Source organism: Pandoraea pulmonicola (assembly GCF_000815105.2).
In the GTDB taxonomy this organism is placed as follows: Bacteria; Pseudomonadota; Gammaproteobacteria; order Burkholderiales; family Burkholderiaceae; genus Pandoraea; species Pandoraea pulmonicola.
On sequence record NZ_CP010310.2, the window covers coordinates 5047832 to 5073136 of the forward strand.

At 63.9% G+C, this 25305-nt stretch carries 21 protein-coding genes, 1 tRNA gene and 3 pseudogenes; 7 read left to right on the forward strand and 18 right to left on the reverse strand.

Annotation, left to right across the window (positions count from 1 at the left end):
• Positions 1 to 6: 6 nt before the first annotated feature.
• From RO07_RS21690 to RO07_RS21710, 5 genes and pseudogenes are all read right to left on the reverse strand, one after another.
• Positions 7 to 960, reverse strand: a pseudogene (locus tag RO07_RS21690) (aspartate carbamoyltransferase catalytic subunit); the annotation flags it as partial.
• Positions 961 to 1049: 89 nt separating this feature from the next.
• Positions 1050 to 1478 (reverse strand): Holliday junction resolvase RuvX, encoded by a 429-nt coding sequence (gene ruvX / locus RO07_RS21695; RefSeq protein ID WP_039405695.1) that lies wholly within the window; start codon positions 1476 to 1478, stop codon positions 1050 to 1052.
• Positions 1475 to 2044, reverse strand: a complete 570-nt coding sequence (locus RO07_RS21700; protein WP_039405698.1) for a YqgE/AlgH family protein — start codon at positions 2042 to 2044, stop codon at positions 1475 to 1477. The genes ruvX and RO07_RS21700 overlap by 4 nt, the downstream gene beginning before the upstream one ends.
• Positions 2045 to 2206: 162 nt before the next feature.
• On the reverse strand, positions 2207 to 3598 hold the full coding sequence (locus RO07_RS21705; protein ID WP_039405701.1) for a hypothetical protein: 1392 nt from the start codon (positions 3596 to 3598) through the stop codon (positions 2207 to 2209).
• A 144-nt stretch (positions 3599 to 3742) separates the two neighbouring features.
• Positions 3743 to 3913, reverse strand: coding sequence for a rubredoxin (locus RO07_RS21710; RefSeq protein ID WP_039405704.1), 171 nt, complete (start codon positions 3911 to 3913; stop codon positions 3743 to 3745).
• Between the two features lie 221 nt (positions 3914 to 4134).
• Here RO07_RS21710 and thiD point away from each other — a divergent pair, with 221 nt between their 5' ends.
• Entirely contained in the window at positions 4135 to 4977 is an 843-nt protein-coding gene (gene thiD, locus RO07_RS21715) for a bifunctional hydroxymethylpyrimidine kinase/phosphomethylpyrimidine kinase (RefSeq protein WP_039413242.1), read from the forward strand.
• 121 nt (positions 4978 to 5098) lie between these two features.
• Here the strand turns inward: thiD and RO07_RS21720 are convergent, their stop codons facing one another.
• From RO07_RS21720 to recA, 8 genes are all read right to left on the reverse strand, one after another.
• On the reverse strand, positions 5099 to 6898 hold the full coding sequence (locus RO07_RS21720; protein ID WP_147284594.1) for an O-antigen ligase family protein: 1800 nt from the start codon (positions 6896 to 6898) through the stop codon (positions 5099 to 5101).
• A 162-nt stretch (positions 6899 to 7060) separates the two neighbouring features.
• Positions 7061 to 7579, reverse strand: a complete 519-nt coding sequence (locus tag RO07_RS21725) for a pilin (RefSeq protein ID WP_039405706.1) — start codon at positions 7577 to 7579, stop codon at positions 7061 to 7063.
• 259 nt (positions 7580 to 7838) lie between these two features.
• Positions 7839 to 8567 (reverse strand): TerC family protein, encoded by a 729-nt coding sequence (locus RO07_RS21730; protein ID WP_039405709.1) that lies wholly within the window; start codon positions 8565 to 8567, stop codon positions 7839 to 7841.
• 147 nt (positions 8568 to 8714) lie between these two features.
• Positions 8715 to 9596 (reverse strand): succinate--CoA ligase subunit alpha, encoded by an 882-nt coding sequence (gene sucD / locus RO07_RS21735; protein WP_039405712.1) that lies wholly within the window; start codon positions 9594 to 9596, stop codon positions 8715 to 8717.
• A gap of 84 nt (positions 9597 to 9680) precedes the next feature.
• Complete coding sequence (gene sucC, locus RO07_RS21740) at positions 9681 to 10847, reverse strand: ADP-forming succinate--CoA ligase subunit beta (protein WP_039405715.1); 1167 nt, start codon at positions 10845 to 10847, stop codon at positions 9681 to 9683.
• Positions 10844 to 11524 (reverse strand): DUF2889 domain-containing protein, encoded by a 681-nt coding sequence (locus RO07_RS21745; RefSeq protein ID WP_039405717.1) that lies wholly within the window; start codon positions 11522 to 11524, stop codon positions 10844 to 10846. Before RO07_RS21745 ends, sucC begins: the two co-directional genes overlap by 4 nt.
• Before the next feature lie 309 nt (positions 11525 to 11833).
• The gene (recX, locus tag RO07_RS21750) at positions 11834 to 12346 is read right to left on the reverse strand and encodes a recombination regulator RecX (protein WP_418303692.1); all 513 of its coding nucleotides are present in this window, start codon (positions 12344 to 12346) and stop codon (positions 11834 to 11836) included.
• A 184-nt stretch (positions 12347 to 12530) separates the two neighbouring features.
• Positions 12531 to 13595 carry a recombinase RecA gene (gene recA, locus RO07_RS21755; protein ID WP_039405721.1) on the reverse strand — a complete coding sequence of 355 codons (1065 nt, stop codon included), beginning with the start codon at positions 13593 to 13595 and terminating at the stop codon, positions 12531 to 12533.
• Positions 13596 to 13796: 201 nt separating this feature from the next.
• On the opposite strand from recA, the gene RO07_RS21760 reads away from it, so the two are divergent.
• The 4 genes from RO07_RS21760 (at position 13797) to RO07_RS21775 (ending at position 18350) form a co-directional block, all read left to right on the forward strand.
• Positions 13797 to 14486, forward strand: coding sequence for a response regulator transcription factor (locus RO07_RS21760; RefSeq protein ID WP_039393077.1), 690 nt, complete (start codon positions 13797 to 13799; stop codon positions 14484 to 14486).
• Between the two features lie 234 nt (positions 14487 to 14720).
• On the forward strand, positions 14721 to 16244 hold the full coding sequence (locus RO07_RS21765) for a sensor histidine kinase (protein ID WP_039405723.1): 1524 nt from the start codon (positions 14721 to 14723) through the stop codon (positions 16242 to 16244).
• Between the two features lie 171 nt (positions 16245 to 16415).
• Positions 16416 to 18074 carry an MFS transporter gene (locus tag RO07_RS21770; RefSeq protein WP_039405725.1) on the forward strand — a complete coding sequence of 553 codons (1659 nt, stop codon included), beginning with the start codon at positions 16416 to 16418 and terminating at the stop codon, positions 18072 to 18074.
• Positions 18075 to 18273: 199 nt separating this feature from the next.
• A tRNA-Met gene (locus RO07_RS21775) sits at positions 18274 to 18350 on the forward strand.
• Between the two features lie 1028 nt (positions 18351 to 19378).
• Here RO07_RS21775 and RO07_RS21785 read toward each other — a convergent pair.
• The 4 genes and pseudogenes from RO07_RS21785 to RO07_RS21800 all read right to left on the reverse strand — a co-directional run bounded on the left by RO07_RS21785 (position 19379) and on the right by RO07_RS21800 (position 21199).
• Positions 19379 to 19660, reverse strand: a pseudogene (locus RO07_RS21785) (addiction module antidote protein).
• Between the two features lie 3 nt (positions 19661 to 19663).
• Positions 19664 to 19759: pseudogene (locus RO07_RS26670) on the reverse strand (type II toxin-antitoxin system RelE/ParE family toxin); the annotation flags it as partial.
• Between the two features lie 115 nt (positions 19760 to 19874).
• A complete protein-coding gene (locus tag RO07_RS21795; protein WP_039405727.1) occupies positions 19875 to 20216 on the reverse strand; it encodes a TFIIB-type zinc ribbon-containing protein in 342 nt (113 codons plus the stop codon).
• A 206-nt stretch (positions 20217 to 20422) separates the two neighbouring features.
• Positions 20423 to 21199, reverse strand: a complete 777-nt coding sequence (locus tag RO07_RS21800) for a TerC family protein (protein WP_039405729.1) — start codon at positions 21197 to 21199, stop codon at positions 20423 to 20425.
• A gap of 183 nt (positions 21200 to 21382) precedes the next feature.
• On the opposite strand from RO07_RS21800, the gene RO07_RS21805 reads away from it, so the two are divergent.
• Positions 21383 to 22342: a LysR family transcriptional regulator gene (locus tag RO07_RS21805; protein ID WP_039405731.1), complete on the forward strand. Its 960-nt coding sequence runs from the start codon at positions 21383 to 21385 to the stop codon at positions 22340 to 22342.
• Positions 22329 to 23402, forward strand: a complete 1074-nt coding sequence (locus RO07_RS21810; RefSeq protein ID WP_039405733.1) for an AI-2E family transporter — start codon at positions 22329 to 22331, stop codon at positions 23400 to 23402. Before RO07_RS21805 ends, RO07_RS21810 begins: the two co-directional genes overlap by 14 nt.
• 124 nt (positions 23403 to 23526) lie before the next feature.
• Here RO07_RS21810 and RO07_RS21815 read toward each other — a convergent pair whose 3' ends face one another.
• Positions 23527 to 25092, reverse strand: coding sequence for a tetratricopeptide repeat protein (locus RO07_RS21815; protein ID WP_039405735.1), 1566 nt, complete (start codon positions 25090 to 25092; stop codon positions 23527 to 23529).
• Positions 25093 to 25305 lie beyond the last annotated feature (213 nt).

Sequence of the window (25305 nt, forward strand, 5' to 3'; positions counted from 1 at the left end):
GCGCCCTCATCCGTGATTCGCGGCGACGATGCTCATCACCGCCATGCGCACGGCAATGCCGAACGACACTTGTTCGAGAATGACCGATTGCGGCCCGTCGGCAACCGACGAATCGATCTCCACGCCGCGGTTCATCGGACCGGGATGCATGACGATGGCATCGGGTTTGGCAAGTGAGAGACGCTCCGGCGTCAGGCCGTAGTACTTGAAGTACTCGGCCGCCGAGGGCAGCAGCGCCCCGTTCATGCGTTCGTTCTGCAGGCGCAGCATGATGATCACGTCGACGTCGCGTAGCCCCTCGTCCATGTCGTGGAACACGCGCACGCCGAGTTGCTCCAGCCCCGCGGGCAGCAGCGTACGCGGACCGATGGCGCGCACTTCGGGCACCCCGAGCGTCGTCAGCGCATGGATGTCGGATCGGGCGACGCGCGAATGCAGAATGTCGCCGACGATCGCCACCGTCAGGTTCTGGAATTCGCCCTTGTGATGGCGAATCGTGTACATGTCGAGCAGGCCCTGCGTCGGATGCGCATGGCGACCATCGCCCGCGTTGATGACGTGCACGTGCGGCGCGCAGTGTTCCGCGATCAGGTACGGGGCACCCGACTGTGCGTGACGCACGACGAACAGATCGGCATGCATCGCCGACAGGTTGCCGATGGTGTCGAGCAGCGTTTCGCCCTTGCTCGTCGACGACGCGTTGACATTCAGATTCAGCACATCGGCCGAGAGACGCGCCGCCGCGATCTCGAACGTCGTGCGCGTACGCGTGGAATTCTCGAAGAACAGGTTGAAGACCGATTTGCCGCTCAGCAGCGGGACCTTCTTCACGTCCGCATCGTTGACGCTGACGAACTGCGTCGAAGTGTCGAGGATGTGCATGATCACGGCACGCGGCAGACCTTCCACCGTCAGCAGATGCTTGAGTTCGCCGTTGCGGGTGAGCTGCGGATGGCCGCGTCGTCCGAGCATTCCATTAGCCATGCGCGGACTCCGCGAACGTGAAGGAGGCGCGACGGGCGCGGCGCAATGCGGCCCCGGACAAAACGTCAGGCAGGAACATGCTCGTCGAAATACTGCTGGAGAATGATGCGAGCGGCCTCGGCGTCGAGCGAGGTCTTTTGCGAGACCTTGACGCCGGCCTCGGCCAGCGCGGCGGCAGCCGCCACGGAGGAGTAGCGTTCGTCGACCCACACCACCGGCACGTTGAAACGTCCATTGAGCTGGTTGCCGAAACGCTTCGCTTGCTGGGTCATCTCGTGAGGCGCGCCATCGGGATGGCACGGCAGGCCGACGACGATCAGCCCCGGTTGCCACTCGGCGATCAGTTTGCCCGTCTCGGCAAAGCGGACTTCACGATTGAGATTGGCGATGACAGTCAGGGCACGGGCTTCGCGCAGCATCTGATTGCCGATCGCGACGCCGATCCGGCGCTCGCCGTAATCGAAAGCGAGCACCGTGGCGCTGCCTGCCGTCATGCGTGACCTGCGTCAGCGGAGAGCATCGACGACGTCACCCCAAGCAATGCCAGCGCGGCGTCGAAGCGCTCGGCAGGCGGCACGTCGAACACGATGCCCGGATCGGCGGCGACGGTCAGCCAGCCGTTGCGGCTGATCTCGTCCTCGAGCTGCCCGGCGCTCCAGCCCGAGTGGCCGAGCGTGAGCAGGAAGCGGCCCGGCCCTTCGCCGTTGGCCACGGCTTCGAGCACATCCTTCGACGTCGTCATTTCGAGCCCACCCGGCACCGACAGCGACGAGCTGTACGCGGTACCTGTAGCCTCGTGCAGCACGAAGCCGCGCTCGGTCTGCACCGGACCACCGAAGAACACCGGCTGACTCGCCAACGGATCGATTTCGAGCTTCAGATCGAGCCGCTCGAACAGCGACTTCAGATCGATATCGGTGGGACGATTGATGACCAGCCCGATCGCGCCTTTTTCACTATGCTCGCACAGATACACGACTGTGCCGGAAAACGTCGGGTCGGCCATGCCCGGCATGGCGATGAGGAACTGATTGGTGAGATTGATACGGTCGTTCGGCATAGGGCCAAAGTTTATCGGAGCCTGGTGATGGTCTGCTGCCCGGTCGTTCATCCACACCCGGCGAGCCCGCTCGGCACTTGCCTGCGGCCGGTCAGCGGACGAACGCTTTCCGCATCGTGGTACGGCCATCGGCCGCCAGCGGCAGCCCTTGCGCCGACTTTATCACGGAACGTCACGTGCGGTGACGAGCCGCTGCCCGAACACACTGGCATCCAGCGCCCGCTCGCGCCACATCGCCATCTCGGCGATCAGGTCTGGGCGTGGCTCGGGATATGTGTCGGCCGCAAATTGATGCAGCATGCCGCGCAGCGCCTTGACGGTCATCGCCAGCGCCGCCGGCCCGCCCGGCTCCGCGGGCGGGGACGCCGCCAGACGCTCGCCGGTCGCGGCCACGGCCGCCGCCAGCCGCGCGACGGGCGCCAGACCGATCGCGGCCGAATACTCCGCCACGCGCGCGGCCACGGCCGGATCGTTCAAATTCGGCAATGCCTCGTCGGCGAGGCTCAGATACGTCTGACAGACGTCCTGGCGCACGGCGAGCGGTCCGATGCGCAACCAGTCGCGCGAACTGGCGCCGGCGCCCTGCTTCTGCCCGGTCTGGGCGGTATTCATCAGCGGTTCCGGCAAATGAGCCGTCCGCCGCAGCACGCCGAAGTCGGCCAGCAGCGTGCCCAGCCAGCTATCGGGCGCTTGTGCATTCCAGGTGGCGAGCGCTTCGACCAGATCATGGCCCGGCACGGCGTCCGTCGTGCTCTTGCCCCCCGCCGGCGCCGCCGTCGATGCGGGTTCTGCGCTGCCGGGCGCGCCGGGACGCGTCAGTTGCTTGCGCAGCGCCATGTTCATCCGGCCGATCTGGCGTTTGTCGGCCAGACTCAGTGGAGCGCGGGCAAACCGCAGCCAGGCAGCGGCCAGACGCCAGTAATCGAGGGGTGCGGTCGCGCCCGCGCGGTGAAGGTCGGCGGCGAGATCGGCCAATTGGCCCAGCGCGGCGGTCGTGTCGATGGCATCGGCGTCGGGCCGCAACAGCCGGAGCAGCACGCGTTCGACGTCGGCGCGCAGCGGCGCGGTGCCGGGCGGCAGCCCATGCAGACGCGGATGCGCGACGGCCCAACCGGCCATGCGCAACTCGCCTGGTGTCGGTGCACCGGGCCAGCCGGCGGACTCGTTGGACGCGCCGGGGGCCTCGGTACTGTCGGCCGGAATTTCCGCCCCGGCGGCAGGCGCGGTGCCGGCCCGCCAGATGTCGCGCTCAAATTGGCGCAGCGCGTTGCGCTGGGCGTCCTGCCCGCCCGGCTCGCCCGGCCCGCCATAGGCGGCCTCGGCGATGGCCTGCACCAGGCGCTCGCCGTGCAACGCCCAGTCGGCATGGCCGCTCGCCTGCAGCAGGCGGTTCGCACGCCGCAGCGGTCCGAGCGCAGCCGCCGGACCGTTCGACCACGCGTCCGACGCCTCGGTGAGCGCGTCGGCCACATCGGGCAGACGCCACAACGGCAGGTCGCGCTCTCGCGATTCGCGTGAGGACGTGCTGTCGGGGGGCGTTTGCGGCGTCACCATAGGCCATCTCCAGGCCGCGAGGCCAGTCTTCGTGAATTCGGGCGGGGAGTTTGCCGCGCCGTCAGCCGGTTGCCTGGCGTGACGGCCGGAGAATGCGGGAAAGGTGCGGGCATCCGATCAGACAGACGGCAGTGCCGTCCGGCCTCAGATCTGCACCATCTCGAAGTCTTCCTTGCGAGCGCCGCACTCGGGACAGGTCCAGTTGATCGGCACATCTTCCCAGCGTGTGCCGGGCGCAATGCCCTCGTCGGGCAAACCTGCCTGTTCGTCATAGATCCAGCCGCAAATCAGGCACATCCAGCTCTTGTATTCCATTCTTTCTTCAGCGACGAGCGTTCCGTTACAATGGCTTGTCAACCGCTTCGGGCACCCCGGCGCAAATGCCGGACGGTGTTGTGGGAACCCGGCCGGCCCATTGTCCATTGTCCGGTGGGGGCGTTGCCCACGGCGCTTGGAAGCGCTCCGAAACGGGCATTTAAGGCGTGATGGTACCAACGAACCCAAAGCCTGACCAGATCGCCGTCTATCCTGCCTCCATGCACACTGAATCTCCTCCCATCCTCCTGACCTTCGGACTCTCCGACCCCACTTCCGCAACCGGCGTGCAGGCCGACCTGCTCACCTTTGCGAGCATGGGCGGCTACGGCGTGTCCGTCCTGACCGGCTACTCCTCGCAAGACTCGCGCGCCTGCGACGACGTGCAATCGATCGACCCGGACTGGATCGGCGATCAGGCGCGCATGCTGCTCGAGGACATGCCCGTCGCCGCATTCAAGGTCGGCAGCGCGGTCAACGCCGAAAACGTCGCGGCCATCGCCGAAATCGTCTCCGATTACGCTGAAACGCCGCTCGTGGTCGCACCGGACTTCGGGCTGGCCGGTGAGCATCTGCTCTCCGCCGACGAGTTGCGCGAAGCCACCGCTACCCTGCTCGTCCCGCAGGCAACCGTGCTCGTCGTGAGTCCGGCCAGCGCGATCGCACTCGCGCAAGCCGTATCCGAGAATGAAAATCTGGCGCTCGACGAAGCGGTGAGCCTCCTGCTGGAAGGCGGGTGCGAGTTCGTGCTGGTGAGCGACGCCAACGCGCCGCAGTTCACGCACACGCTCTACAGCGACGGCGGTGTGGTGCGCGAGGACGCATGGGATCGCCCGGCGCACAACGTGGCCGGCGCGATCGACACGCTCGCCGCGGCCGTGACCGCCATGCTCGCCAACGACCCCCAACCCACCGTCCCTGAAGCCGTGTGCGAAGCGCAGGAGTATCTGCATCAAGTGCTCGAGAACGCCTTCCGCCCCGGCATGGGCCGCCATTTCCCCGACCGCTTCTTCTGGGCGCGCAGCGAGGAGACGGATCAGGACATCGACGCCGGCGACGCCTGACACACCGGTAAGTCGGTACAGGGTCGAGGATCCGTCTGCTGGAATGGAAAAGCGAAAACGCCCGCGAAAATTGCGGGCGTTACGCTTTGTGGCTTACGGCAATAGACGCGGCGCCGGCTGATCAGGACGCGCGTCGCGCCGTGGCCTGCGAGGACGTCATCGCTTCGTCGTCGTCCGCGTCGCCTTGAGGTCGTCCCCACGCCTCGATGACACGCCGCGTGAACGGTTTGAGCTCGTCACCCTGCGCTCGCAACATGCGCACGAGCGAGGCGTACTGCCCCTCGAAGATCAGCGAGTTGTAGTTCTTCAGGCGCGCAATGTCCTGCATTGCCTCGTCGTTGCGACCGGCCAGCGCCAGCAACACGATGTAGCGCTTGATCATCGTCGGCCCGGCGCCCAGCGCAAGCGCTTCGCGGTGCGCGGCGAGCTTCTCGTCGAGTTGATCGCGGTTGAGGAACAGCGCTCCCGTCACCGCGTAGTCGCCGTACGGCGCGAAGAACAGCGCCGGATCGGCACGATAGGCATCGATCTTGCCTGCGCGATACGCCACCTCCACTCGCTGATAGTCGCCATACAGCCAGGGAATGGCCACGCACGCGAACAGCACGATCACGCCATTGATGGCGCCGGTCGCCGTCGGCGACACGCTGTCGATGGCCTTCGTCTCGCAAAAACCGAGCAGGAACAGCGCGGGCAACAGGAAGAACGCATAGTGCTGCGGATACTCCAGCATCGCGTGCACGGCGAGCATGCCCAGCAGAATGAAGGCAAACGCGATGGGCGGCGTCTTGATGCCGCGCACCGCCCGGGCGAACCAGAACACCAGCGGCAGCAGCACAAGCAGTGCCCCCACGATGCCCGTCTTGGCCAGCAGATCGATCAACGCATTGTGGGCGTTATCGGCCATTTCGACCGGACCGAGCTTGTCGACGAGGGCAAATTGCGCGTCGATGTAATTCGACCAGCCGGCGCCGAAGATCCAATGCTCGCGGAAGATGGCAACGCCGTATTCCCACAGATTCAGACGCCCGGTCACCTGCCCGGTCTGGTGCATCCGCGCCACGGCGCTGCCGTCCAGTTGCCATCCCCACGCGACGTTGGCCCAGCCGACGAACATCGTCATCAAGGCGAGCAACGGCAGGATCGCAACGGGCACGAACCAGCGTGTCGAGCGGCGCATGCCGCGGGCGGGTTCGGCCCGCTCGATCCACACCAGCCACAAACCGAAAGCCGACATGAACGCCAGTTGCAGCCATGGCGTACGTGAACCGGTCAGGCAAATGCCGATATCGAAGACCGCGCAGGCGGGCAGCCAGAGCCAGGCCGGCAACTTGCGCTGGTACCAGAGATAGAACGCACCGGCACTGGCCAGCGACAGATACGTTGCCAGATGATTGGGCTGGTACATGTTGCCGAACAGACGGCGCGCCACCGACACCGTGTACTTGGCGACGAACCACGGCACATGCGTTTCCAGATGGAACGCCTGCACGAGTTGTGCGCCCACGGCGTACAGCCCGCCCAGGGTGAGCGCCACGGCGCTCCATCGCATGAGCACGCCACGCCAGCCCAACTGTGCAAGCCAGAAGCCGGCATTCGCCGCCACGATCATCGCCACGCCGTAGAGCAACGCCGTCATCATCAACTGCGGCAGCTCGGTAGGCAGCATCGCACGCTGCACGAGGACCACACCGACAAAGGCCAGCGGCATCCAGGTCACGCGCGGCATGCGCAGCACGCGTGCGTCGCGCTGCCACACGGCGACCATCGAGAGAGCGCCGAGCAGCGCGAACAACGAGAACGCCAGCGTCTCCGAATAGAACGTCGAAATCGGATAGGTGTGCTTGACGAGGTTATAGGGCAGAGCCCAGATCAGGGCCAGCGTCAGCCCGATTAGCGAAAGCAGCAGAGGAGGAAACAAGATCGTCGCCGTGCGATGCACCGGTGGAAAGATGCGCAAGCATAACGAAAAACGGCCGCCCGGGGGCAGCCATTTCACGCCTGACGCGTAAGAGCGCTGCCTGCAAAAATGCCGCAGCGGCCAGCCGGGGACGAGGTATCGTCGCGCCGGGCGGCCCGTGCGTCAGTCATTCCCAGATCCCGCACCGCGGCACTCCGGGGGCGCCAGCTTGGCCGACAACGTGGCGCCACCGGGCGCACCTTCGCGGCCCTTGGCGTAGCACGTCCACACGATCTGGCCCTCGGGCGCCTTGCCGACCGTGAGCGCTTCCGCGCGGCCTTGCGCGCCGGCACTCGTGGGCACCAGCACGATCGCGCCGTCGCCGGCGCGTTGCGTGTAGGCCACCGTCACGTTGCCGCTCACGGAGTCGATGGTCACACCGCTCACGTTGTCCGTGGCGCTCGGCGCCTGCCAACCGCTGTTGAACGGCGCGCCATGCATCGCGTTCTCGCTCACGAGCGCCTTGGCCGATGCGGCAGCCCCCAGCCCTTCGACGACCCGGGCGCGCACCAGATAATTCTGCAGATAGGGTACCCCTGCCGTGACCAGCACGCCGATGATCGCCAACACGATCATCAACTCGATCAGGGTGAAGCCCCGGGACTTGGCGATACCGGTGGTCCGGTGGCCGAAACGACGCATTGTGTAACTCCCTGCTAAAGCAATGAAAACGAAACAGACGCGCTGTCCAGACATCGAAACGGCGCTCGTTGGGGGGAAGTGGGCGGAGTATGCCACAGCCCCTTGGGCGCCAGCCCTGCCGCAGATCAAAATCGGGCGGGGGCCGAGGGGGCGCGGAGAATCGTCCTAGTGCCAAGCCGGACGACTCATCCGGCCGGGGCGCCCGTTTTCCCACAAAGTCATGGCGGACGCTCAGCGTCCGCCATCGCAATGGACCCGATTACTCGGGAGAGGTTGCATGCCTTTGACGGGCCTCGCTCCGACGCTTGAGCACAAGTCCGAGCCCCACGACCAGCGCCGCTCCGGCCGCCGCCGCCACGTAGTGAGTGTATGCGGCCGCCGTGCCGGGCAATTGCAGCCAGGGACCGATACCCGGATCGGACACGATGAGGCCGCCGGCAATCCAGCCAAGCAGCCCCGCGCCGGCGATCACGATGACGGGGAAGCGATCGAGCGCCTTGAGTACCAACTGGGAGCCCCAGACAATCAGCGGAATGCTCACCAGCAGACCGAAGATCACGAGCGGCAACTGATGGTGTTCGGCGGCGCCCTGCGCCGCGCCCGCGATCGCGATCACGTTATCGACACTCATCACCAGGTCGGCCACGATGATGGTCTTGACCGCCGTCCACAGCTTGTCTGCGGGTTTCACACTGTCGTGCGCGTCTTGGTCGGGCACGAGCAACTTGACGCCAATCCAGAGCAGCAACACCCCGCCCAATGCCTTCAGATAGGGGACTTCGAGCAGCGTCACGGCGAACGCGATCAGGATCACGCGCAGCACGATCGCGCCGACGGTCCCCCACACGATGCCCTGCAGACGTTGCTTGGCCGGCAGATTCCGGCAGGCGAGCGCGATCACCACGGCATTATCGCCACCCAGCAGGATGTCGATCATGATGATCTGCAGAACCGCAGCCCAGTTCAGCTCGGCAAAGAACGCAAGCATGGCGGGAAAATCCTCGGAAGCGGAAAACGGGAATGACTTGGGTACGGCAAGAGCAAAAAAGGGAGCCCGAGGCTCCGGGCTCCCTTTTTCAGGACCTTTCGCGCGGCTGCCGGTCCCGACACCCGACGCGTGGTCGTCCGGCGAAGATTACAGCACCGACTTGAGCAGACGGCCCATTTCCGACGGGTTCTTGGTCACCTTGATACCGCAGGCGTCCATGATCGCCAGCTTGGCTTCGGCCGTATCGGCACCGCCCGAGATCAGCGCGCCGGCGTGGCCCATGCGCTTGCCCGGAGGCGCCGTCACACCGGCGATGAAGCCGACGACCGGCTTCTTCATGTTGCCCTTGATCCACTCGGCGGCCGTTGCTTCGTCCGGACCACCGATTTCACCGATCATGATCACGGCGTCCGTATCCGGATCGTCGTTGAACATCTTCATGACGTCGATGTGCTTCAGACCGTTGATCGGGTCGCCACCGATACCGACGGCGGTCGACTGACCCAGACCCAGCGCGGTCAGCTGACCCACGGCTTCGTACGTCAGGGTACCCGAGCGCGACACCACGCCGATGCGACCCTTCTTGTGAATGTGACCCGGCATGATGCCGATCTTCAGCTCGTCCGGCGTGATCACGCCCGGGCAGTTCGGGCCGAGCAGCAAGGTCTTGCGACCTTCGCGGCGCATACGGTCCTTCACTTCGATCATGTCGCGCACGGGGATACCTTCCGTGATACAGATCGCCAGGTCCAGATCGGCTTCGACGGCTTCCCAAATCGCGGCGGCGGCGCCTGCAGGCGGGACGTAGATCACCGAGACGGTCGCGCCGGTTTGTTCCTTGGCGTCCTTGACCGAACCGAAAATGGGAATGCCCTCGAAGTCTTCGCCAGCCTTCTTCGGGTTCACGCCGGCGACGAACGCGTTCTTGCCGTTCGCGTATTCGCGGCACATGCGGGTATGGAACTGGCCGGTCTTGCCAGTGATACCTTGGGTGATGACCTTGGTGTCTTTGTTGATCAGAATCGACATTGCTTGATTTCCTTCATCCGGTTGCCTGACAGCGCTCGCGCGGCCCCTACGGGCGGCACGCCACTGCGGCTTCGACTGTTCTGGTTACTTGCCTGCGGCAGCCGCGACAACCTTCTGGGCAGCTTCTTCCATGCTGTCCGCAGAGATGATCGGCAGGCCGGACTCGGCGAGCATCTTCTTGCCCAGGTCCTCGTTCGTGCCCTTCATGCGCACGACCAGCGGCACCTTCAGCGAGACGGCCTTCGATGCGGCGATCACGCCTTCGGCGATAACGTCGCAACGCATGATGCCGCCGAAGATGTTGACCAGAATGGCGGTCAGGTTCGGGTTCTTCAGCATGATCTTGAACGCTTCGGTGACCTTCTCGGTCGTGGCGCCGCCGCCCACGTCCAGGAAGTTCGCCGGCTCGCCGCCGAACAGCTTGATGGTGTCCATCGTGGCCATGGCCAGACCGGCGCCGTTCACCAGGCAGCCGATGTTGCCGTCGAGCGAGATGTAGGCCAGATCGAACTTCGAGGCTTCGACTTCAGCCGGATCTTCTTCGTCCAGATCGCGGTAAGCAACGATTTCCGGATGACGATACAGGGCGTTCGAATCGAAGTTGAACTTGGCGTCCAGCGCGGTGACCGTGCCGTTGCTGCTCACGTTCAGCGGGTTGATTTCGGCCAGCGAGGCGTCGGTTTCCCAGAATGCCTTGTACAGGCCTTGCAGGATGGCGCGGCCTTGCGGGATCGAAGCGTCGGGAATGCCGATCTTCTTGGCCAGGTCGTCGGCTTGCGCATCGGTCAGGCCGATCGACGGCTCGACGATCACCTTGTGGATCAGTTCCGGGTGCTTTTCGGCGACTTCTTCGATGTCCATGCCGCCTTCGCTCGAACCCATCAGCACGATCTTCTGCGAGATACGGTCGACCACGAGGCTGACGTACAGTTCGTTCTTGATGTCGGCGCCTTCTTCGATCAGCAGGCGATTGACCTTCTGACCTTCCGGACCGGTCTGGTGCGTGACCAGTTGCATGCCGAGGATCTGGCCGGCGTATTCACGCACTTGCTCGATCGACTTGGCAACCTTCACGCCGCCGCCCTTGCCGCGACCACCTGCGTGAATCTGGGCCTTGACCACCCAAACCGGGCCGCCGAGTTCTTCGGCTGCCTTCACGGCCTCGTCCACGGAAAACGCCGGAATGCCGCGGGGCACCGCGACTCCGAATTTCCGGAGGATTTCCTTGCCTTGATACTCATGAATCTTCATGCGTGATTCCCTTCTTGCTGAGTTGGAAGTTTGGGTTCGAGCGTGCGAGTCGAGACACCATCGCGCACCGCTTCTTCTGTAGTGACGGGCGTCGAGGGCTCGTTCGCTCGATCGTTTGCGCGGCCGTTGAACCAGCGCGGGTAAAACCGGCGCACCGCCTCGCCATCAAACCGCAGGGCGTGGCAATGTCCGAGTTGGAAAGGGGGTGCCGTGTTGCCGGCATCGTTGGCCGCCGTGTCCGGCGTGTGAATCACCACACCGGCAAAGGCCTGAATCGCTGCCGTGGGCAGGACACTGCAAAGTTCTGTGAGATGGGTACAACCGGCGGCACCGCCGAGGCGCTCGCGAACCGCATGGCGGAAGCCGTAGCGCAGGTTAAGACCAATCAATTTACGGTATTCGGGGCCGATCTGATCGCAAATGCCGGGATATGGCACCCAATCGGAAACGGCTTCGGCGTCATGCACCTCGAAATTTTCGTCGATCGTCAGACGCAGCCACAACTCGTGAATCGGCGTGCCCTCCTCGCGAAGTCCTGTTGCCAAGGCAAAATCCCGATCCTTGTGATCGGTCAGACAGGCTTCAATGTCCCATAGGCCGTCGGCGCGCGAAAACGCTTCGACAGCGATCGTGCGGCGGTGACGCAGGGTACGAGGGGCAGGCGCGGAGAGCGGCATGCGGAAGTGTGCAATGCATGAACGCGGAAAGACCTTGATTCTAGCATAGGCGACCGGCGAGACTGCCGCAGCGCAGCAGACGCCCGCTGCATAAGGTCGAATTACCCGACCCATTGGTCGGGTTATCAAAATCGGCGGGGCGACGAAGGAATGGTGCAACGCCAAATGGCGATAACCGAGAGGCGACGCGTCACGCAGGAGTCCGCCTCATCGGACGCCCGCCGCCCTATGGCTCGGCAGCTTGCGAGTGTCATGCTCGCTTTGACGATGAATGCAGGCGCATCCATCAGAAAGTGGACTGAATGAGGATCAGAGATCGTCGGCAAAATCGTCCGCGCCACGCACGATTTTGCTGATAACGGTACGCGAGAAGCCACGCGAGGCCAGAAAGCGCATCTGTTTGGCCTTCGCTTCCGGGGTCGTGGCCACTTCGCCGAACTTCTTTTGCCATACGGCACGGGCACGGGCCAACTCGGTGCTGCGCAACTGTTCGGCGAGCTCCGTCACCGTTTGCGCATCGACCTGATGCTGCTTGAGCTCGTTGACGATACGCGTCGTCCCCAGCCGGGACGCCCGGCGATTGACCACGCTCTCCGCAAAGCGTTCGTTGGAAAGCCAGCGCTCCTGCTCCAGCCCATCGAGCAGGCGATCCAGTGCTTCGGGATCCTCGGCATCGACATAGGGCAGGAGCTTGCGGCGCAACTCGGCGCGACTGTACTCTCGGCGCGCAAGGTACGACAGAGCGCGTCCCTTGAGGCTCAGCGCGGGCTTGCGCGACGGCTTGGCCGCGACGGCAGCGTCACCCGGCGGAGGGGGCGGCACATTCGGGTCTCGGGGTGGGCGGCGTTGGATCATGGGCTCATCAGGAGTGCAATCCGCGCGCAATCTGTGGTGCAATCGGTGGCGCAATCAGGGTGACGCACTCAGTAGCGCAATCAGCGGCGGAAACAAAAAACGGCAACGCGACGCCGCAAGGCTTCGCGTTGCCGTCCAGGTTCCGAGGTCCTCAGACTTCGTCTTCTTCTTCGATCTCGCCGGTCTCGTTGATCGCCGTGACACCCAGCGATGCGCGCACCTTGTTTTCGATCTCACGGGCGACGTCCGGATTTTCACGCAGGAATTCACGCGCGTTGTCCTTGCCCTGGCCGATCTTCTCGCCGTTGTAGCTGTACCAGGCACCGGCCTTTTCGACGATCTTCGCGGTCACGCCCAGATCGATGATCTCGCCTTCGCGTGAAATGCCCTGACCATAGAGGATGTCGAAAATCGCTTCCCGGAACGGCGGCGACACCTTGTTCTTGACGACCTTGACGCGGGTTTCGTTGCCGACCACCTCGTCGCCCTTCTTGATCGAACCGATACGGCGGATGTCCAGACGCACCGACGAGTAGAACTTCAGTGCGTTACCGCCCGTCGTCGTTTCGGGGTTACCGAACATCACACCGATCTTCATACGGATCTGGTTGATGAAGATTACCGTGCAGTTCGTACGCTTGATGGTACCGGTGAGCTTGCGCAGCGCCTGCGACATCAGACGGGCCTGCAGACCCGGCAGCGAGTCGCCCATTTCGCCTTCGATTTCGGCCTTCGGCACCAGTGCCGCGACCGAGTCGATGATGATGAGGTCGATCGACCCCGAGCGCACCAGCGCGTCGGCGATTTCCAGGGCCTGTTCGCCCGTGTCCGGCTGCGAAATGAGCAGTTCCGGCACCGACACGCCCAGCTTGCTGGCGTAGCCGACGTCGAGGGCGTGTTCCGCGTCGATGAACGCGCAGGTGCCACCGAGCTTCTGCATTTCGGCCACGACTTGCAGCGTGAGCGTGGTTTTACCCGACGATTCCGGGCCATAGATTTCGATCACGCGGCCGCGCGGCAGACCACCGACGCCAAGCGCGATGTCCAGACCCAGCGAGCCGGTCGAGACGACCTGGATGTCGGCTTCGACCTCGCCGTCGCCCAGACGCATGATCGAGCCCTTGCCGAATTGCTTCTCGATCTGCGCGAGGGCGGCGGCAAGCGCCTTGCCTTTCTCGGCCGACAGATTGGCAGACCCTTTCTTGCTTTCTTCCATGAATCGTCCTTTGATATGATGAGCGAGACGGCTCGAGTGAGGCGTGAATGGCGGTACTGTATAAAAAAACAGTGCCCTTTGCAAGTGCCTGTTGTCCGAAAGCGCCGAAACGACAAAAAAGCCGCGAACCACGCGCCGCAACATCCCAGGAGACACACCGCAGCCGCCAGGCCGCGGTGCCCACACAAGCCTATCACGCCCATGCGAATTCTCATCGCAGAGGATGACAGCATTCTGGCCGATGCCCTGACCCGCTCGCTGCGCCAGGGGGGCTACGCCGTCGATCACGTCAAAACCGGGCTCGAAGCCGATTCCGCCCTTTCCGCTCAGACGTTCGATCTGCTGATTCTCGACCTCGGTCTGCCCCGCCTGCCTGGCCACGAAGTCCTGCGCAGATTGCGCGCACGCAATTCCCATCTGCCGGTCCTGATCCTGACCGCGTCCGACAGCGTCGATGCCCGCGTGAAGGGCCTCGACCTCGGCGCGGACGATTACATGGCCAAGCCTTTCGCTCTCGCGGAGCTCGAAGCGCGCGTCCGTGCGTTGACCCGGCGCGGCGCCGGCGGCGGCTCCACCGTCATCCGCCACGGCCCGCTCAGCTTCGACCAGGTCGGACGCACCGCCTATATCAACGAACAGATGCTCGACCTCTCCGCCCGTGAACTCGAACTGCTCGAGGTGCTGCTGCTGCGCACGGGCCGGCTCGTGTCGAAGGAGCAGCTCGTCGACCATTTGTGCGGCTGGGGCGAAGAGGTGAGCAACAACGCCATCGAGGTGTACATGCACCGGCTGCGCAAGAAGATCGAGCCGAGCGGCGTGCGCATCGCCACCATTCGTGGATTGGGGTATTGTCTGGAGAAGCCGGCCGCCGCGCCTGCCAATGCGGCCTAAGCGCGGGGTACACCGCGCATGAACCGCGATTCGCGGGAGCGCCGCCCGGGCGGCGACAGGCATGGCACCGGGATCGACGCCCGCGGATCGACCCCGCCGGCCAATTCCGTCCATGCAACCCGCGCCTTCCCGGCCATTTCGCCTTCCCAGTTCGCCTGACCGATGCGTCTGAGCCTTCGTCATCACCGTCGCGCCCCGGTTGCCCCGACCGATCCGGACCGTCCGGCAGACGGCATGCGAGCGCCCGACGCGGACCCGTTCGATCCCTACGCCGATCCCTTCGTGCGCCCCGGTTTCGGCGCCCCGCTCGAGCGCGAGGCCGAACCGCCGCCACGCTCGCTGTTCGGCGAGATTCTCGACTGGATGCTCGCGCCGTTGCTGTTGCTCTGGCCGATGAGCATCGCCGTGACGTATCTCGTTGCGAAATCCATCGCCAACGGCCCGTTCGATCGCGCGCTGGAAAACAATACCTACGTTCTCGCCCAGCAAGTGCACTCGGATCGCGGCCAGGTCACGCTCACGTTACCGATGCCCGCACGCGACCTGCTGCGCGCGGACGCCACCGACAACGTGTACTTCCAGGTGCTCGGCGCGAAGGGCGAACTGGTCGCGGGTACGGCCGAGTTGCCGCTCCCGCATGAAGACGACAGGCCGCAGCCCGGCGTGGTGCAGTTTCGCGACGAGACGGTCGGCGGCAACGACATTCGCGTGGCTTTCACCTACGTCGACCTGCCTCGCATGGCGCCCCCCGGCAGCATGGCGCTCGTGCAGGTTGCAGAAACGTTGGACAAGCGCAGCCAGTTGGCCAACGAAATCATCAAGGGCGTGATCCTGCCGCAGTTCGTGATCCTGCCGCTGGCCATCGTGCTCGTCTGGTTCGGGCTTTCGCGCGGCCTCGCGCCGTTGCATGCGTTGCAGGAACACATCCGCGCCCGTCGCCCCGACGATCTTTCTCCGCTCGAAGCGCGGCAAGCGCCGCCGGAAATCGCGCCGCTCGTCAACTCATTGAACGATCTGCTCGAGCGTCTCGAACAGAACATGAAACTGCAGCAGCGCTTCATCGCCGACGCGGCGCATCAGCTCAAGACCCCGCTCGCCGGGCTGCGCATGCAGGCGGAGCTCGCGCTGCGCCAGACGTCGCCGGACGAACTGCGCCGCTCACTCTCGCAGATCGCGGTGAGTTCGGAGCAGGCCGCGCGTCTCGTCAATCAGTTGCTCGCACTCGCGCGAGCGGAGAACAGCGCGAACGACGCCGCGGCCTTTACGCCGCTCAACCTGAGCCTGCTCGCGCGCAGCGCCATGCAGGACTGGTTCCAGGCGGCCTTCGCCAAGCGCATCGACCTCGGTTTCGAAGAGCCACCGTTCCCTGTGCATCTGTCGGGTCAACCGGTGATGTTGCGCGAGTTGCTCAACAACCTGATCGACAACGCGATTCGTTACACGCCGGCCGGCGGCAAGGTGACGGTGCGGCTGCGCCATGAGGCGTCCGACGGCTTCGTCCACCTGGAAGTGGAAGACACGGGGCCGGGCATTCCGGCCGCCGAGCGCCCGCGGGTGTTCGAGCGCTTCTACCGCATTCTCGGCAGCGACAGCGACGGCAGCGGACTGGGCCTCGCGATCGTGCGTGAGATCGTGCAGATCCATCGCGGCGACGTGAGCGTGCTCGACCATGTCGACGCGCAGCATCCCGAAGCAACGGGCACGCTCATTCGCGTCACCCTGCCGCTCGCGGAGCCTATCGAAAACCCGCATGCGTGACGAAAGCACGCCGAATACGTTCGAAATCGGGCCAAAGTCGAGGGTAAGTCCCTACGCGCGTAAGCTTCGAGTCAGTTTCGCGTCAGACGACGGTAAGGTTGCCCTCCAATAATCAGTTGCAGCGGCCCGGGCATGTCCCAGGGGCGTGCTTACATTACAGGAGACAACCGCATGGCTACTGCAACGACAGCCACCTCCCATGCGCCGATGACCGCCGAAGAGAAGAAGGTCATCTTCGCGTCGTCGCTGGGCACGGTGTTCGAGTGGTACGACTTTTACCTGGCCGGTTCGTTGGCCGCATTCATCAGCCGTCACTTCTTCTCCGGCATCAACCCGACGGCCGCGTTCATCTTCACGCTGCTGTCATTCGCCGCCGGTTTCGCGGTGCGTCCGTTCGGCGCCATCGTGTTCGGGCGCATCGGCGATCTGGTCGGCCGCAAGTACACGTTCCTCGTGACCATCACGCTGATGGGTCTGTCGACGTTGGTGGTCGGTCTGCTGCCTGGCTACGCGTCGTGGGGCATTGCGGCACCGGTGATCTTCATCGCCATGCGTCTGCTGCAGGGTCTGGCGCTCGGTGGCGAGTACGGTGGTGCTGCCACGTACGTTGCCGAGCACGCGCCGCATGGCCGTCGCGGCTTCTATACCTCGTGGATCCAGACGACGGCCACGCTCGGTCTGTTCCTCTCGCTGCTCGTGATTCTCGGCACCCGCATGGTGATGGGCGAAGAGGCGTTTGGCGATTGGGGCTGGCGCATTCCGTTCGTGCTGTCGATCGTGCTGCTGCTGATCTCGCTGTGGATTCGTATGCAGCTGAACGAATCACCGGCGTTCCAGCGCATGAAGGCGGAAGGCAAGGCATCGAAGGCGCCGCTCACCGAGTCGTTCGGTCAGTGGAAGAACCTGAAGATCGTGATTCTGGCGCTGGTCGGTCTAACGGCAGGTCAGGCAGTCGTGTGGTACACGGGCCAGTTCTACTCGTTGTTCTTCATGACGCAGGTGCTCAAGGTCGACGGCAACACCGCGAACATCATGGTCGCGCTGGGTCTGTTGATCGGCAGCCCGTTCTTCGTGTTCTTCGGCGCACTGTCGGACAGGATCGGCCGCAAGCCGATCATCATGGCGGGCTGCCTGCTCGCGGCGCTGCTGTACTTCCCGATCTTCAAGGCGCTCACGCACTACGCCAACCCGGCGCTCGAGGCCGCAACGGCGCGCTCGCCGATCACGGTGATCGCGGATCCGAACGAGTGCTCGTTCCAGTTCAACCCGGTCGGTACGTCGAAGTTCACCAGTTCGTGCGATATCGCGAAGAGCTATCTGTCGCGCGCCGGTCTGAACTATCGCAACGAAGCGGCACCGGCGGGCACGATGGCAACGGTGAAGATCGGCGACAAGGTGATCTCGTCGGTCGACGGCAAGGCCGCCGATGCGAAGGACAAGACCAAGGCGTTCGAGACGGAGATGTCGGCCACGCTCAAGGCTGATGGCTATCCGCCGAAGGCCGATCCGGCACAGATGAACAAGCCGATGGTTGTGATCCTGCTGGCGATCCTGGTGATCTTCGTGACGATGGTGTACGGCCCGATTGCGGCGATGCTCGTGGAACTGTTCCCGACGCGCATTCGCTACACGTCGATGTCGCTGCCGTATCACATCGGCAACGGCTGGTTCGGCGGCTTCCTGCCGGCAACCGCCTTCGCCATCGTGGCCGCCAAGGGCGACATCTACTCGGGCCTCTGGTATCCGATCGTGATCGCGCTGGTGACCTTCGTGATCGGCATGCTCTTCATCAAGGAAACCAAGGACGTCGACATCTATGCCAATGACTGATGGGGCGACCTGTCAGCCAGATTGAGATGGCGCAACGACCGCGACGCCGGGGCCTTCGGGCTCCGGCGTTGTTTTTTGCAGATACCATCTGACCGCGGAAGGATTGGGTCGGTATCTCCCCCGACGCTGCAGGATTTTCATCATCCCGCGAAAAACCTGTTGACAGCCCATAGGGGCCTACCTATAATCTTTCCTCTACGGCGAATTAGCTCAGTCGGTTAGAGCGACGGAATCATAATCCGCAGGTCCGGGGTTCGAGTCCCTGATTCGCCACCAAATACGAAAACGGCTTCCAGCGATGGAAGCCGTTTTTATTTGTTCCGCAAACCGGTCACTTGGTTGGCATGACCAGCTTCCCTTTGCGGTGACGGACGTACCGGCGAGTCATCTGCTCATCGGCGTGACCGAGCCGGTCTTTCGCCGCAGCCAGAATTACCTGACCAATCGCGGCTTACCCCCTCGCTTCGGCGAATACAGAATGTAGTACGGACTAAACAGGAACTCCGTTGCCACCGTCGCCGCCGCAAACGTCGGAAAGTAAATCGCATGGCTCGGATCAGGCACGTGCGCTCGTCTGATTTTCTCTTCCTCCTCATCCCAAACGTAACCGAGGTACCTGCCGTGTGCGTAGAACCACACGACATAACCCTCACGAGGGAATGACGGCGGCAATGTCGGGGGTCGTCCCTTGCCACCTCGTTTACCGGCTCCACCTGCGGTTCCAACACCATGTGGGATGGCGCCACTATCGTTCGAATCTTCCATTTCGCCTCCATTTCGAAGCTGCATCCTGGGACCGAATTCATCATGGCAGTTCCTTCGTCACTCGCGTTTCAGTAACTTCCGAGTTTTTCCGCGATTTCGTGACGGCTACGCCGAGTCTCCAAAGACGGTGACTCTTTCCAGATACCTGGAGTGCGCAACTTGATGACTGTCGATAACAGAGGTGGAATGAGCCGCTCACGTAAACGAGCTCATTGGGGGCGTTGCGGCGAATGCAAACTCAGTGGATGCTTGAGAGCGACATTGCCGTGCTTGTTATGTGGACGCGGTGAGGCCGAAGATATCGGGCGCAATACGAGCGCGGCGCCACAATCAGTGTGATAGGTAAACGTCGAGCGCCTTCTCTACGTGGGCGATCCTTCGACTATTGATTCGCGCCCATGGGCAGAGAAGCGCCCATCGAACTTCGCGCGCCCCTGCCGGCATCGAAAGCGATACCGATCCAAATCCGGTGCGCGCATGCTCTTAGCCACCGCCGAAGCCCTTCCACTGCGATGGCGAATCCCCAAGCATGGACTAGCTTAAGCATGCGCCGTCGCATGCAATTGCAACCCGAGCGCTTTGATGACCTTCAAAATTGTTCCAAAGCTCGGGTTGCCCTCGCTCGACAACGCCTTGTACAGGCCCTCCCGCGTCAAACCTGCATCACGAGCAACTTGCGTCCTCCCACGCGCGCGCAATCACACCGAGTGCTTGGGCGATTCGCCCCCCTCCAGAAGGCATGCCTCGAAATATTCGGCGACATCCTTTTCGGTCTTCAGATATTCGGCCGAATCCCACGGCCGAGTTTTGATTTTTTCCATCGCTTACTCCGTATCAAGGTGGGGTAGCATCCGATGCGCGGCTTTGATGTCCGACGCCTGGGTCGACTTGTCGCCACCGCATAGCAGGATGATCAGCACAGCGCCGCGCTGTACGTGTTCGCAGTCCTCCAACACCACGCGAGAAAGCCAGTCCCGATGAACTGGCTTTCTCATCGGCATGCCCATATGCGTGGGCACCGTCCCTCGCCCGCGATCAATCGAAATCGAACATCTCGAAGAGCGACTTCTTCTTGCGGGGCTGTTCGTAGTGGCGACGGCGGTCGTCGTGGCCGTATTGGGGGTGACGACGATGTTTGCCGTCGCCATGATTGTCATGATCCCGATACTCGCGTTCGATGCGTTGCATGCGCTCATCGCTCGCGCCGCCTCGCGTCAGATGCGCCGGCATCGTTCCGCCGCCGTCCGTACGTTCGATCAGCTTGTCCAACTCGCCGCGATCGAGCCATACGCCCCGGCAACTCGGACAGTAATCGATCTCCACTCCCTGACGCTCCGTCATCAGCAAATCCGGGGTACCGCATACAGGACACTTCATCGTTTCGCTCCGTCACGTGAAAGACAACGCCTTCAATGTATCGGTCACGAAAGGCCGAAAAAACCTGCATTTACATTCGCAATACTTCGAAAAAACCGAACCCCATCTCATCTCCCTTTGCAGGTAAATCCATGCAAAAAAAGCGGCGCCGGCTTTCACCGGCACCGCCTCGTCCATCGCCTCAAACCGTCAAACCGGCGTCGGGCTCAGTGCAGGACCCTCGCCTTCGCGGCCTCGCGTCGCGCTTTCGCCCGTCGTGTAAGCATGTTCAATCCCTCGACGAACGCCGAGAATGCCATCGCCGCATAGATGTAGCCCTTCGGGATGTGCGAGCCGAAGCCCTCCGCGATCAGCGTCATGCCGATCACCAGCAGGAAGCCCAGCGCCAACATCACGACGGTCGGGTTCGCCTCGATGAAGCGCGACAACGGCCCGGCCATGAACAACATCGCCGTCACCGCCGCAATCACGGCGACGAACATGATCGGGATGTGCTCGGTCATGCCAACCGCCGTCACGATACTGTCGATCGAGAACACCAGATCCAGCATGAGTATCTGCAACACCGCGGCACGCGCAGTGATCGTCGCAAGCGCGCCCCCTGCCGATGCACCATCCTGCTCGCCATGCCCGTCATCCGTCGCCACGTGGTGATGCATCTCCTTCGTCGCCTTCCACACGAGGAACAGCCCGCCCGAGATCAGAATCAGATCGCGCCATGAAAAGCCGTGCCCGAACAGTTCGAACAGCGGGGCGGTCAGCTTCGCGATCCACGCCACCGTACCCAGCAGCGCCAGCCGCATGATCAGCGCCAAGGCAATGCCCATGCGCTGCGTGCGCGCGCGCATCGACGATGGCAGCTTGTTGGTAAGGATCGAGATGAAGATCAGGTTGTCGATGCCGAGCACGACTTCCATCACCACCAGCGTAACCAGCGCCGCCCATACCGCCGGGTCGGCCGCCAAAGCAAGAAGATAGTCCATAGGTGCGCCAGAGTTTCCGTAGGTTTCGGGCTCGTTCGCCACCGCGCCGGCAGCGTCCAACCCCAGGTTATCCCGTGCGCTACGTAGTGCGCCAGGTCAGGACTGCATCATCATGCAACTCATACTTCGCAAAAACCAGTTATATACTTCATCACAATTCGGTTTTTTCGAAGTTAACGGCTCATGTTGAACTACCGCCATCTTTACTATTTCTGGGTCGTCGTCAAGGAGGGTGGCTTCGCCCGGGCGGCGGAGCGTCTCGACATGGCCGTGCAGACAATCAGCGCGCAGGTTCGCGAACTGGAGAAGTCGCTGGGACACCAACTGCTCAAACCGGCCGGACGAGGCGTCGCCATGACCGAGTCAGGACAGGCGGCGTTCCGGCGGGCGGAGGAGATTTTCCGCCTCGGGCAATCGATTCCGGACGAAGTGCGCGAAGCAGCAAGCGGGCGGGTCGCACGTCTGGCAGTCGGTCTCGCAGACGGCATCTCGAAGCTGGCCGCCCACGCGATTCTCGCACCCGTGCTCGACACCCCGTCGCTGCGGCTCGTCTGTCATGAAGGCGAGCACGAGCAACTGCTCGCCGAGTTGGCGCTCCACAAGCTCGATCTCGTGCTCGCAAGCCAGCCCGCGCCCTACAACCCGACACTTCGCCTGGCCAGCGAGCGTCTGGTCGAATCGCCGGTGGACTGGTATGGTCCCGCGTCGATCGTGCGCAACACCTCCCGCGAACACTTCCCGTCATGCCTGAACGATCTGCCCGTGCTGCTGCCGACGGGCCATTCGGCACTGCGCGCCCGCCTGGACCTTTGGTTCGAAGCCCAGGGCATCCGGCCGAACGTCGTCGGCGAATTCGAGGACAGCGCACTCATGGCCGTCTTCGCCACGCGCGGCATGGGCGTCTTTCCGTTGAGCGAAACCGGTGCGGGCGACGTATCGGTGTTGCGCGGCCTGCGCTGGCTCGGCCGTCCCGACGGCGTGCACGAGGAAATCCACGCGATCCGATCCCGGCGCGGCGAGGGCCATCCGCTCGTGCTGCGCATCCTCGCACAAATCGGCCAGACGTCCGATTCTGATATAAGGACGGTGAAGGCGCCTCCGGCGCCGCCATCTTCTGCAAGGAAATCCCATGTCAAGTCGTAGCGACCAGCGCAAGTTCTTCCAGCTCATGCTGTTCGTCGTGACGATCGTATTCGGGTGGATCCTGTTCCCGCTGTTCGGGGCCGTGTTCTGGGGGACGATCCTGGCCGTGCTGTTCCAGCCGGTGCAGCGCCGCCTCCTGACCCGCATGCGGGGTCGACGCAATCTGGCCGCGCTCGTCACGCTCGCCCTCGTCCTGCTGATCGTGATCCTGCCGCTCACGCTCGTCGTCGGCATGCTCACTCAGGAAATCAGCACCGCGCTCGTGCGCTTTCGCACCGACCTGCCGCAACTCACCGTCGCCTTCCAGCAACTGCTCGACCGTCTGCCGGCCAGCGTGCATCGTGTGATGGATCTCGCGGGCGTACAGGACGTGAACGCCATTCAGCAGCGGCTTGGCGACGGCGCCGCGCAAATCGGACGCCTGGTGGCCGTCTATCTGGTGAGCATCGGCCAGAACACCGCGCAATTGCTGGTGAGCTTCGGCGTGATGCTCTACCTGCTCTTCTTTCTGCTGCGCGACGGCACGGCCCTCGGCGCGATCGTGCGCCGCGCGATTCCGCTCGACGAGCGTCACAAGAGTCAGTTGATTCGCCAGTTCACGACGGTCGTGCGCGCCACCGTGAAAGGCAACATCGCCGTGGCCGTGGCGCAAGGCGCGCTCGGCGGCTTCATCTTCGCCGTGCTGGGCATTCAGGGCTCGGTGCTCGCCGCCGTGGTGATGGCGTTTCTGTCGCTGCTGCCGGCCGTCGGCGCTGCGTTTGTGTGGGTGCCGGTCGGCGTCTGGCTGTTGCTTTCGGGCTCGATCTGGAAGGGCGTGGTGCTGTTCGCGTTCTGCGGCATCATCGTGAGCCTGGTCGACAACGTGCTGCGCCCGATTCTCGTCGGCAAGGACACCAAGATGCCGGACTGGATCGTCCTGATCTCCACGCTCGGCGGCATGTCGCTCATCGGGTTGACCGGCTTCGTGATCGGCCCGCTCATCGCCGCCCTGTTCATCGCGAGCTGGAACATCTACACGCGCATGGGCGAAGACGACAGCGATCAGGCGGACGCCAACTGATCGGCGGCGAATCGTCAGCGGATCGGTGGCGCAAGGCCACCGTACCGTCGGGCACAGTCCTGGCGCAGGCCGACGCCCATCATGTCGACGGGAAACGACTGGCGGGCTTCACCTCCGTCGCGCCTTACTGCGCGACGGGCTCCTCTCGCACGAGCGCGGCGAGATCGGTCCGGGCCTGCGCCATCACGCTGTCCCAGTCACCGTGCCGGGGCTGGCGATAGAGCGTGACCGACGGGTACCAGTCGCTGTCCCGACGCGAGAGCTGCCAGCGCCAGTCCGGCGTGAAGCCGAGCAGTCCCCAGACCGGCTTGCCGAGCGCGCCCGCCACGTGCAACACCGCGGTGTCGGCCGCAATGACGAGATCCATCTGCGCGATAACGGCCGCGGTCTCGGCGAAATCGCTGAGCTTCGCACCGATGTCGTGCACGTTGCGATAAGTCGCCAGTTGCGCACGCTCGTCGTCGGTCGCATCGACCTGCAACGAATAGAACTGCGCATCGGTGTCGAAGAGCGGCGCCCAGTGTTCGAGCGCCACGTCACGATTCGGTGAGAAAGGTCGCGCGCACCACACGAAGCCCACGCGCGTCTGCCCGTCCGGCTTCGCGCCCAGCATCGATCGCCAGATCGTCTCCCGCCCGACACTCGAGCGCAGATAAGGCGAGTGCGCGGCAACGTTGCCGCCTGCCTTGAGCAGATGCGGCAAGCTGAGCAACGGCATTTGCCAGTCGAACGACGGCACCGGCATGTGCTCGCCGAGCACGGTCACACCGCGCGCGAAACCGCCAAGGAATGTGACGAGGGGCGCCTGCACCGACAGCACGACATTCGCGCCCATCTCCACCAGACGCGGCACGAAGCGCACGAACTGCAACGTATCGCCGAAGCCCTGCTCGCTGTAGACGAACACGGTCTTGCCCGCGAGCGACGCCTTGCCGTCCCACAGCTTCTCGCTGAAACGGCGCTTCTGGCCGCCGTCCTGCCAGCGCCACTCGTAGTCGTGCCAGCCATGCTCGAACTCGCCGAGCAGCAGATGGGTCTGCGCACGATTGGTGCGTGCGCCCGCGTGCTCGGGAGCGAGCTTCACCGCTTGATGCAGGCATTGCAGCGCCTCGGCAAACTCGTGCCGCTCGCGCAGTGCCACACCCAGGTTGACGAGCGGGTCGGGCTGTTGCGGCGCGATGGCGTTGGCCAACCGATAGGCGTCGATTTCCTCGTCGTAGCGACCCAGCGCACCGAGTGCACGACCGCGGTTGAAGTGCGCCTGCCAAAGCGCCGGCGCCTTGGCGGAGGTGCGCTCGAACCAGACGAGGGCGCGCGCGTTGTCGCCGGCCTGCGCCCACGTGAGCCCAATGGTGTGCATCGTGCCGATGACGTCCGGCGACTGCTGCACCGTCGCCTCGAACAGCGCCTCGGCGCGCATCGGGCGGCCGGCCTTGAGGCTGGCCATGGCCGCGTCGTAGGCTGCCTGCGCCCCGGCCTGCGGCACGAGCGCGAGCAGGCGATCGAACGCGTCGGCCGCGGCTTCGAACGCGCTCATGCGCAACGAGACATAGGCGAGCCCTTCGAGGGCGGGCAGGAATTCGGGAGATTGTTTCAGTACTTGGCGCAACTCGACGATCGCTTCGTCGAGCCGGCCCGCGGCACTCAGTTGTCGTGCACGCTCGCAACGCGCTTCCAGTGGCGTCGTCATGCGGCGCATTCCTTGCTTGTCTAGGGAGATGAGGGGACAGGCCGGCAGCCACTTGTCAGCCGCGTCGCACCGCCGCACGGCCACAGGCGCCGTGGCCCGTTCGAGCGGTGCACACTACACGACCGCACGGCCCGAATCAAGCCGCGCGGATTGGTCCGTGCCACACGCATAAAGTTCACATCTTCACAACATGGCGCCTCGCGCAAAACCTTC